11 protein-coding genes and 2 pseudogenes are annotated in these 9,193 nt (G+C 40.8%); 5 read left to right on the forward strand and 8 right to left on the reverse strand.

Annotation, left to right across the window (positions count from 1 at the left end):
* Nucleotides 1–137: 137 nt before the first annotated feature.
* Nucleotides 138–555: pseudogene (locus ABF87_RS14420) on the reverse strand (IS5 family transposase); the annotation flags it as partial.
* On the opposite strand from ABF87_RS14420, the gene ABF87_RS14710 reads away from it, so the two are divergent.
* On the forward strand, nt 508–762 hold the full coding sequence (locus ABF87_RS14710; RefSeq protein ID WP_164503256.1) for a hypothetical protein: 255 nt from the start codon (nt 508–510) through the stop codon (nt 760–762). The pseudogene ABF87_RS14420 and the gene ABF87_RS14710 sit on opposite strands and share 48 nt — an antisense overlap.
* A 366-nt stretch (nt 763–1,128) precedes the next feature.
* Here ABF87_RS14710 and ABF87_RS14430 read toward each other — a convergent pair whose 3' ends face one another.
* The 4 genes from ABF87_RS14430 to ABF87_RS14445 form a co-directional block, all read right to left on the reverse strand.
* Nucleotides 1,129–1,473 carry a hypothetical protein gene (locus ABF87_RS14430; RefSeq protein WP_160829820.1) on the reverse strand — a complete coding sequence of 115 codons (345 nt, stop codon included), beginning with the start codon at nt 1,471–1,473 and terminating at the stop codon, nt 1,129–1,131.
* A gap of 18 nt (nt 1,474–1,491) precedes the next feature.
* Nucleotides 1,492–2,445 carry a CbbX protein gene (gene cbbX, locus ABF87_RS14435; RefSeq protein ID WP_160829821.1) on the reverse strand — a complete coding sequence of 318 codons (954 nt, stop codon included), beginning with the start codon at nt 2,443–2,445 and terminating at the stop codon, nt 1,492–1,494.
* Nucleotides 2,446–2,547: 102 nt separating this feature from the next.
* Nucleotides 2,548–2,982 carry a ribulose bisphosphate carboxylase small subunit gene (locus ABF87_RS14440; protein ID WP_160829822.1) on the reverse strand — a complete coding sequence of 145 codons (435 nt, stop codon included), beginning with the start codon at nt 2,980–2,982 and terminating at the stop codon, nt 2,548–2,550.
* A 17-nt stretch (nt 2,983–2,999) separates the two neighbouring features.
* Nucleotides 3,000–4,475: a ribulose-bisphosphate carboxylase large subunit gene (locus ABF87_RS14445; RefSeq protein WP_164503258.1), complete on the reverse strand. Its 1,476-nt coding sequence runs from the start codon at nt 4,473–4,475 to the stop codon at nt 3,000–3,002.
* A 192-nt stretch (nt 4,476–4,667) separates the two neighbouring features.
* On the opposite strand from ABF87_RS14445, the gene ABF87_RS14450 reads away from it, so the two are divergent.
* Nucleotides 4,668–5,591, forward strand: a complete 924-nt coding sequence (locus ABF87_RS14450) for a LysR family transcriptional regulator (RefSeq protein WP_164503259.1) — start codon at nt 4,668–4,670, stop codon at nt 5,589–5,591.
* A 57-nt stretch (nt 5,592–5,648) separates the two neighbouring features.
* Here the strand turns inward: ABF87_RS14450 and ABF87_RS14455 are convergent, their stop codons facing one another.
* Complete coding sequence (locus tag ABF87_RS14455) at nt 5,649–6,029, reverse strand: hypothetical protein (protein ID WP_160829823.1); 381 nt, start codon at nt 6,027–6,029, stop codon at nt 5,649–5,651.
* Between the two features lie 394 nt (nt 6,030–6,423).
* The gene (locus ABF87_RS14460) at nt 6,424–7,794 is read right to left on the reverse strand and encodes an ammonium transporter (protein WP_160829824.1); all 1,371 of its coding nucleotides are present in this window, start codon (nt 7,792–7,794) and stop codon (nt 6,424–6,426) included.
* Nucleotides 7,795–7,953: 159 nt separating this feature from the next.
* Between ABF87_RS14460 and ABF87_RS14465 the strand changes: the two are divergent.
* From ABF87_RS14465 to ABF87_RS15435, 3 genes and pseudogenes are all read left to right on the forward strand, one after another.
* Nucleotides 7,954–8,340: pseudogene (locus ABF87_RS14465) on the forward strand (transposase); the annotation flags it as partial.
* Nucleotides 8,341–8,444: 104 nt separating this feature from the next.
* The gene (locus ABF87_RS14715; protein WP_164503257.1) at nt 8,445–8,717 is read left to right on the forward strand and encodes a hypothetical protein; all 273 of its coding nucleotides are present in this window, start codon (nt 8,445–8,447) and stop codon (nt 8,715–8,717) included.
* 8 nt (nt 8,718–8,725) lie between these two features.
* Nucleotides 8,726–9,061: an IS3 family transposase gene (locus ABF87_RS15435; RefSeq protein WP_160829825.1), complete on the forward strand. Its 336-nt coding sequence runs from the start codon at nt 8,726–8,728 to the stop codon at nt 9,059–9,061.
* Here the strand turns inward: ABF87_RS15435 and ABF87_RS14475 are convergent.
* Nucleotides 9,042–9,193 (reverse strand): integrase core domain-containing protein (locus ABF87_RS14475; protein WP_160829826.1); only part of this gene is annotated, 152 nt, incomplete at its 5' end. The two genes, ABF87_RS15435 and ABF87_RS14475, sit on opposite strands and share 20 nt — an antisense overlap.

Raw genomic sequence — 9,193 nt, forward strand, 5'->3', positions numbered from 1 at the left:
TCGAAAAAGCCAGATCAGGTCATCACTATCTCCACTTAGTTTAGTTTCTGGCCAGCCACTCGCAGCGTATTGCACGCCGGCTGAGTTGGTATACAAAATAAACTGGTGGTAAACACTTGAACTAGGGCGTGTTAACACTACCTTAGTGCTTCGACGATAAGAGCGAAATGGATGAATGAGAGAAAGATGACATCCAGTTTATCGAATCTGGAGAATATTCGACGAAATCCCTTGAGTCTACGGAATAATCTTTCGATCTCATTGCGTTTTTTGTACATGGCGCGATCATATTCCCAGGGCTCCAACCGATTAGTTTTGGGTGGAACAACCGGGATATAGCCCAGCTCCAATGCAAGGATCACCCTCATAAGCGCGGTCCATCAGCAGATGAATAGGTGAAGAGACAGGGCCGAGCGCTAACGGGAGTTGTCGTCCTTCCGGTGCGTCATGTATATGCCCCGGAGATAGGGCAAAAGTCAGGGCCGTTCTGGTATCTGCGGCAACCAGATGAATTTTAGTGGTCCAGCCACCTCGGGATTTACCGATGGATTGTGGGCAGCAATTTCTCCGAGTATTGACCAGGGTAATGATCATCAAGGTATTCCCAGAGTGTCATGCCGGTCAATTCCGGTTCACGAACAAGCAGAGGGAGTATTTCAGTTTCCCAAACTGCTTCAAAAGGATCTTGACGCGTGCGCCAGTGCCGCTGTTCCTTCCGGCCTCTTTGGCTTTTCTCAATACGTCGACCACTGCGCACGCTGATACCGGCTTTTGCGGATGAAGTTTTCTGACTAAAACCTTGCGTCGATTCTTAAATGCTTTCCTGTTGTTCCTGATTCTGTTGCTGATGAACTGAAAGCTTTGATTGCGCAGGGATGGACAGTTCCTAAAATTGCGCATGAGCTTGATATAGGCGAGAGGCAGGTTTATCGTCGATTTAACGGGGCTAAATGTAAGGGGGAAATACCGTAGAGAATGAGGAAATTAAGAAGTAGATAAATTTAGAATAAAATGACTGAACTGCCTCACGCATCATTTTTTTAACAAAATTTTATCCGTTGCTGAAGTTAACTATCCTTATCAATAAAATATTAAATCTCTTTCTAAACTGGAAAGTGTAGAGTTTGTTCAATACAAAAATTTCCCAAGTGCCTGATCTAAATCATCTAAAGCTGAACCCATAATAAGCCCGGCACAACTGTGATATAACCACAGTTCACAAGAAATGGGTAAATGTAAATTAAGACGACTGGATGTCTGAAACTTGCGCCATGCCAAAATTGGCTGATCATCTAAATTACTGTCAACACATAACCATATATCTTTACTTAGAATGACATCTAATCCACAATGTTGCTGTAACGTAATCCGAAACGGATTGCCTAATCGAAGCACTACAAGTCGCCCACGATTATAACAAGATGCATCTATAGTTTTTGGAAAAATACGCCAAGGTATAATATTTGTTTCCATCTTAAGCAGGACGTTATGTTATGTTTTATTTGCTTCCCCTGAATCGATGAGCTTATTACTATCTCTTGAGTTGTTAAGAAAAACGCGGCTTGCCAAAATATCTTCCGCTTCTAATGTAATAAGATCGCTTTTTGATAACGATTTCTTTATACCTGAAAATAATCGATTGGCTTGTCGAAGTCGAGCACGGTCAAGAGCATTGCGAACCGAGCGAGCATTGGCGAAATGCTCTGATTGCATGCGTAAACGGATGTATTTCCCAAACGCGTCTTCTCCGGCTGAGCTAAAACAATAGTTTTGACTTGTTAACATTAGCTTAGCGATGGAAACTAACTCCTCTGGGCCGTAATCCGGAAAATCGATGTGGTGTGCGATACGTGAACGCATACCCGGATTACTATGAAAAAACTTATCCATTCGATCTTTATAACCCGCTAGAATAACAACCAAATCTTCACGATTATTTTCCATTGTTTGTAACAAAATTTCAATTGATTCTGCACCGTAATCCCGCTCATTCTCGGGCTTATAAAGATAATATGCTTCATCAATGAAAAGAACCCCTCCCATCGCCTTTTTTATAACTTCTTTTGTTTTTGGTGCAGTATGGCCAATGTATTGACCTACTAGATCATCTCGAGTTACCGAAATTAAATGTCCTTCACGCACATAACCCAAACGATGAAGAATTTCTGCCATGCGTAAAGCTACTGTTGTTTTCCCTGTTCCAGGATTTCCCGTAAAACACATGTGTAAACTAGGCGCGCCTGACGATAGTCCTATTTGCTTACGAACACGATCGACGAGCAATAGCGCCGCCGTTTCACGAATGCGAGTTTTTACAGGAATTAAGCCAATTAACTCCCGATCAAGTTTTTCCAGCACTTCTTGGATGTTAGATGCTTGGAATTCTGCCTCCAGATCAATTAAAACATCCGAACTTGATGCAGAGTTTTTTGATTGCTTTGACATGTATGGTTATCTCAGGATTAATGCTTGAAGAAATCTTAATTTTGTCTTTTCACATGAATGATTTCTCTCCTCTAAAAAAAGAAGAGAGAATACTTGCTTAAATTAATAACGCTCAGATTCGGGCTTGTCGGTCGCGTAGGAATGGATGGTATAACTAACACTTCTCCCTACACCTTCTTGACGTTCTAAACGAAAACCCGGTTCATTTTTGGGACGATTAACAATATATGACATCGTTGGACTCTCTACACCGCGCGTCGAGTTAAATGCGGTTACACGAATGTAATGATTTGGAAACGTTTTACGGCAGCTATTAATTTCCATTAAAATTCCTGCAGGATCCTTTAAATCAAACATTGGGTTGCCAAACATTTCCCAATAAGTATTACGTGGATGAGGATCATCTGTGTACTCGATACCGATTGCCCAACCGTTATTCAAAGCATATTTAAGTTGTGATGAAATCTGTTTATCGGTTAGTGGAGGCAAGAATGAAAATTGTCCTTGTGTGAGTACATTGCCCGAATTGGTCATCATAATCTTTTACTCCTTATTTAAACGCTTGCTGTGGCTGATGGCACAAAGTCAGCAGTATCCGTAGAATCGTAGTTAAATGTAATGTCTTTCCACGTGTCTAATGCTTGTTTAAGCGGTGTACACCACTTAGCAGCTTCTGCAAGAATTTGCGGACCTTCTTTAACGTAATCACGCCCTTCATTACGTGCCAGAATCATAGCTTCAAGTGCGACTCGGTTTGCTACTGCCCCTGCTTGAATGCCTTGCGGGTGGCCAATAGTGCCTCCTCCGAACTGCAATACTACATCTTCACCGAGATAATCAATTAATTGATGCATCTGACCCGCATGAATCCCGCCTGAAGCAACTGGCATAACTTTATTGAGCGAAGCCCATTCTTGATCGAAAAATAATCCATGCTCCAAATTTTTCTCGGTTTCAGTTTCACGTAAAGTATCGTAAAAACCTTTGATCATCAGAGGATCACCTTCTAATTTACCAACCACCGTGCCAGCATGAATATGATCGACTCCTGCCATACGCATCCATTTGCAAATCACACGGAAATTCATGCCATGGTTTTTTTGACGCGAATAAGTTGAATTACCCGCACGGTGCAAATGAAGAATCATATCGTTCTTGCGAGCCCATTTGGCCATTGACTGAATAGCTGTATAGCCAATCACCAAGTCGATCATAACAATAACTGAACCTAAAGATTTAGCAAACTCTGCACGTTCATACATGTCTTCCATGGTGCCAGCAGTGACATTCAAATAGTGACCTTTGACTTCACCAGTTGCTGCAGAAGCTCTATTTACTCCTTCCATGCAATATAAAAAACGGTCGCGCCAATGCATAAATGGTTGCGAATTGATATTCTCATCATCTTTCATAAAATCCAAACCGCCTTTAAGCCCTTCGTATACAACGCGCCCGTAGTTACGCCCCGAAAGCCCCAGTTTTGGTTTTGTCGTAGCACCGAGCAGTGGACGACCAAATTTATCTAAACGTTCACGTTCAACCACAATACCTGTTGCCGGACCTTGAAAGGTTTTGAGATAGGCGACGGGAATGCGCATATCTTCTAAGCGCAAAGCTTTGACAGCTTTAAAGCCAAATACATTACCGATAATTGAAGCAGTTAAGTTTGCAATTGATCCTTCTTCAAATAAATCTATATCATAAGCAATGTAAGCAAAATATTGAGCTTCATTTTTAGTACCCGGGCCAGTGTTAGGAACTAGTTCTGACTTATATGCTTTTGCACGGTAAAGTTCACACGCAGTCAGTCGATCAGTCCATACAACGGTCCACGTTGCTGTAGAGGACTCCCCTGCGACAGCTGCTGCAGCTTCTTCATGATCAACTCCCGGTTGCGGTGTAATGCGAAATAACGCAATAACATCTGTATCTTTGGGCTTGTAATCAGGCTCCCAATAACCCATTTTTTTGTACGGAATGACGCCAGATTTATAACGTTCTTTACCTTCTTTTATTGTTTCAGAAGCCATAATTTTTCTCCAAATTATTGAAAAACCACGCTACAAACTTCAGTCAAGAATTAGCTATGAGCGGGTAGATTTATAGTAGAATCATTAAATCATAAATAACAATCAATTGTTTCTATAGTTTTAATAGAGCTGTATCTATGAGGAAATTTATCTATTAATACCAAAAATGAGAAGCTAATACGTCACAGCACATTGAGGCAACTTGAAGTTTTTGAAGCGATTGCACGCTTAAAAAGCTTTACGCGTGCAGCTGAAGAGTTGTTTTTGACACAGCCGACAGTATCAATGCAAATCAAGAAACTGACGGATCAGGTAGGCTTACCTTTGTTTGAGCAAATCGGTAAAAAAATATACCTTACTGATGCAGGGAAAGAGTTATATAAAACTTGCTTAGGTATTTTTGATCATTTTTCACGTTTTGAAATGATCGCATCAGATATGAAGGGGATGAAATCAGGAAAACTACGTATTTCAGTGGTTACTACCGCAAAATATTTTACGCCACGGTTATTGGGTATGTTCTGTAAAAAATTCCCTAGCATTGATGTAGCGCTTAAAGTGACTAATCGCGAACATATTCTCGAGAGATTAGTCAACAATCAAGATGATCTTTATGTCATGGGCCAAGTACCAAATAATATCGACGCCATCGCGGAAGTATTTTTGGATAATCCAATGATTGTTCTTGCAGCAATCGATCATCCGCTCGCAAACTCGGAAAAAATCAGTATAAATCGGATCTCTGAAGAATTCTTCATCATGCGTGAACCAGGTTCAGGAACTAGGCTGACAACAGAACAGTTTTTTCAAAAACACAACAAGAAAATAAAAATCCGCATGGAACTAGGTAGCAATGAGGCGATTAAGCAAGCTGTAATTGGAGGCTTAGGTATAGCAATCTTATCAAGACACACTTTATCTTTGGATGCTCCCTTAGGAAAACTTACTATACTTGATGTTCAAGATTTTCCTATTAATCGCCATTGGTACTTGGCTTATCCTTGTGGAAAACAATTGTCTATTGTTGCACAAGCATTCTTAGAATATTTAAAGCAAGCACCTGATATTCTTTCAGATTTTACCTACACTCACACGTCAGCTTTAACCCCCCCATAAATACGTAAGAAGAATTAGTAGAACATTCCATTTAATGAATTATTAAATATAGACTTATTACTGATGAATTGCTGCCCCATGAATAAAGTTACCAGGGTTTGCCGGATCAACGTCAATTACGTTGAAGATCCCGCGATCTGGTGATACTTGTATATTCAGATTCCAGCCACAACCAGCGCCACAACTCAAATTTGCTGTACCACTACCATTGGCATTTAATGTGATTATCTGAAATGTTTGTCCCGTAACGGTTGAGTCGCCACATTGACCATGCATTTTAATCGTTGCGTTGTTTGCGACTCCATTTGTATTCAATGCAAAGTTCACCAGCATTGTTGAAGAACCACACCCAGTTACACCCCCTAATGTCATTTGCCAATTTCCGGAGAGATCAGGTTTTGTGATAGTGCCAATACCCGCTTCAACTGTACGCACCACGGAAAATACCAGAAAAAGAAACCAAAATCATCGCGACTATTTTTTTATATTGATAGACATTATTCAATTTCAATCTCTTATAACTAATTAAATTCCAGATTAAAATCAGATATATTCATTCTTTTAAACTGCGAACCGCATTTTGATCATACTAGTGATTGAACATCTATACAAATCAATTCTTAAAGTTTATTCCCATCAACTTCTCTGCAAACAAACCTGAGATATCTTACATATCAGAGAGCTTTATAAAAATGGAAAGCTCTAAATTCATTTTGATCATGATTAGCACATAGCTGATTCCAAGCGATTTAATTACTATATTTTCAAAGACTAAGCGTGATTCTGGTTTTGGTAAAAACCCGAACCACGCTATAAATTTCATATTGCATTTTTATTCAGAAGATGGTTTATTTCCCTTTTGCAATGTATTTCCTACCGCCGCAATTTTGTTCTCTAAGGTCTTTATCCTAGCCTCCAATTTGTGCGCCAAAGCTTTTGTTTCAGTTAAGTCTGAAGTTTGAGCTAAAGAAGTTTTAGCCGAGTTATTAGTTTCCAAAAGCGCTAGGTGCGATTTTAATTGTTCCTCGAGTATTTCTTTTTCAGGGCCAGTAAGATGAGTAAATTCCACACTATCTTCATAAGGTTCGTGGGTTGTCCCTGTTGCTTTGATAATTGCTCCTGCAATTAATCCGCCCACAATAGCCAAAAACATTGTAATAGCTATTCCGTTGAATTGAGCAATTGCCGCATCAGGAACAACTAAGAATGCACTGAATCCGCCGAGCAATCCAGGCATTCCATGTAAATTATGTACCCCACACGTATCAACAATTTTAAATTTTGATTCTAATAAAGGTAACAAAAATACATATCCCAGCACTGAAACTGTGCCCGCCATAAGGCCTATTCCAAATGCCCCAATAGGAGAAACAACATCACAAACTGAGCCAATGGCCACGCCTCCAGCTAATGCTGCATTTGCCATATCAACCATGGAAGTTTTTCCATTGTGCAACCTCGAGCTCAAAAAATAAGTAGCTAAAGTAGCACCAGATAGAGCAAGTAGCGTGTTGGCTACAGTTTGTGGCATATTTTCTAATGGAACCAATGCAGTGGCGAAACTTGGCCAAAACAACCACAACACCATCGATCCCAGCATAGCAAATCGATCCGATGTATGATCAGATTCAATCGGTTTACTTCGCTGATAATCTGTAGTTAACACTATAGACATACTTAAGCCAAAATACGCTCCAAATGCATGAATCACAATCGATCCAGCAGTATCTTTAAATCCTGTCGTATAGCCTATAGCATCATCTAAAACCAACCATTCATTCAATAAATACAGGGGAACAACCAGAAGCGCTAACAAAGCATATTGAAATACCCTTAAACGCCCTAGCACCGCTCCCATTGCAATCAAAGCTGTCGCTACGGATAATTCCGCGAACAACAAAGCATCAAGCGTATGAGGTTGCAATTGATGGCCAAAAATTCCATTGGCTCGTAATAAAATATAAAGAGGTAGTCCTGTTGCAACTACCAGATAGGTTCCAGTTACAGCACCAAAACCATAACGCCGGACAAATACCATTAAAAAACCAAAACCAACAAGTAACATGGCCAAGATATGAATAATGAAATTATATTTTGCGACCACTCCCGCCTCGCTCAGAGCCCCAGTCGCTCCGGCACTGACTCCTTCGTTTAAAAATAAACCTATTATTAGAAGTACAGTAAAATTAAAACTTTTTTTCATGTGACACTTCCTTTTTCAATTATTGAATCGGGTTTATTGAAAATTTATAGGGGAATTTACAACTCTATAAAAGTCCCCACTAAGAGTGTGAGCTTTAATTACCTTAAATACAATATGGTTGGCTCTAGACTAGGAGATACAATCCGTTAGTCTAGAAAGATGTTAAGAAATAGTAAATTAAGTAATTATTCAGTTAAAAAAATAATTCAATGTTTTAGTATTGACATACCAGCCAATAAAGCGGCGCTGCTGTTAGGGAAAAATCGTAATACGATTAATCGTTGGTATGGCATATTCAGGCAAGCAATATATCGCCCTTAGACAGCCCTTAAAAACAATTTGTTAGGTAGAGTGAAAGTTGATGAAAGCTATTTTGGTGGGAAACGGCATGGTGGCTATCATGGCAAACTCAAGCGCGGTCGCGGTACATTAAAACAACCTGTATTTGGTGTGTTTGAGCGAGATGGCAGGGTATACCCCGAAATAGTACCGGACTGTAAGCGCTTGACTTTACAAGCGGTAATACTGGGTAAAGTATCAATTGAAGGTGGAGTTGCCCCCTTTGAACGGACACATTATGTTCTGTTTAAAGGAGAAGTAAGATAACGCAAAACTACAAACCTGCCTACCCGGCTGAGTTTCGCCAGCAGATGGTGGAATTGGTAGCCTTAGGCAAATGCCCCAAGCAATTATCCAAGGAATTTGGCTGCCACTACACGTCGATACAAACCTGGTGCCGGGCAGCAGGTGTTCCAATTAGATCAAGCCAGGCAATTGCTTTGGCTGCAACATCGTGTGTTCCTTCCTTGAGCGCCAACGAGCGGCAGGAACTGCTGGAATTGCGCAAGAAGCTCAAGCGTGTGGAGATGGAGCGTGACATATTGGCAAAGGCTACGGCCTGGTTTGCAAACAACAAAGATTGATTGGGAAGGTGTACCAACTCATCAAGGCAAACCGGGCGCAATTTTCGGCTCGTATTCTATGTGAAACACTGGGTGTATCGCACAGTGGTTACTATGACTGGGCAAAACGCACACCCAGCCAACGGGCCATTACCAACTGTCGATTGATCGATCAGATCATGACGATATACCGCAAAAGCGATGGTACGTATGGCCGTCCCCGCATTACCGCTGAATTGGCCGATCGTGGAGTCAGGGTCAATCACAAGCGCGTAGGCAGATTGATGCGTGAAGTTGGAATCAAAGGGGTAAGTCACAGGCGAGGCTTTGGTAATCCTCCCATTTTTAACAGGAGTTTGCAGTAGAGGGTTTTAGTTTAAAAGCTTCTGCCAACTTCATGGCTGGCGTTATACCTCCAAGTGCCATACTCGGACGTTCATTATTATAAATCCATAACCATTGTGTAGCGGTAAGTTGTGCCTCTTCAATGGTTGCAA

Origin of the sequence: Nitrosomonas sp. JL21, assembly GCF_009833095.1 — a bacterium.
Classification (GTDB): Bacteria; Pseudomonadota; Gammaproteobacteria; order Burkholderiales; family Nitrosomonadaceae; genus Nitrosomonas.

Coding starts and splice junctions, on each gene's coding strand:
- ABF87_RS14710 (WP_164503256.1), top strand. CDS start 508: ATGAATTTTAGTGGTCCAGCCACCTCGGGATTTACCGATGGATTGTGG.
- ABF87_RS14430 (WP_160829820.1), bottom strand. CDS start 1,473: ATGGAAACAAATATTATACCTTGGCGTATTTTTCCAAAAACTATAGAT.
- cbbX (WP_160829821.1), bottom strand. CDS start 2,445: ATGTCAAAGCAATCAAAAAACTCTGCATCAAGTTCGGATGTTTTAATT.
- ABF87_RS14440 (WP_160829822.1), bottom strand. CDS start 2,982: ATGATGACCAATTCGGGCAATGTACTCACACAAGGACAATTTTCATTC.
- ABF87_RS14445 (WP_164503258.1), bottom strand. CDS start 4,475: ATGGCTTCTGAAACAATAAAAGAAGGTAAAGAACGTTATAAATCTGGC.
- ABF87_RS14460 (WP_160829824.1), bottom strand. CDS start 7,794: ATGAAAAAAAGTTTTAATTTTACTGTACTTCTAATAATAGGTTTATTT.
- ABF87_RS14715 (WP_164503257.1), top strand. CDS start 8,445: ATGGTGGAATTGGTAGCCTTAGGCAAATGCCCCAAGCAATTATCCAAG.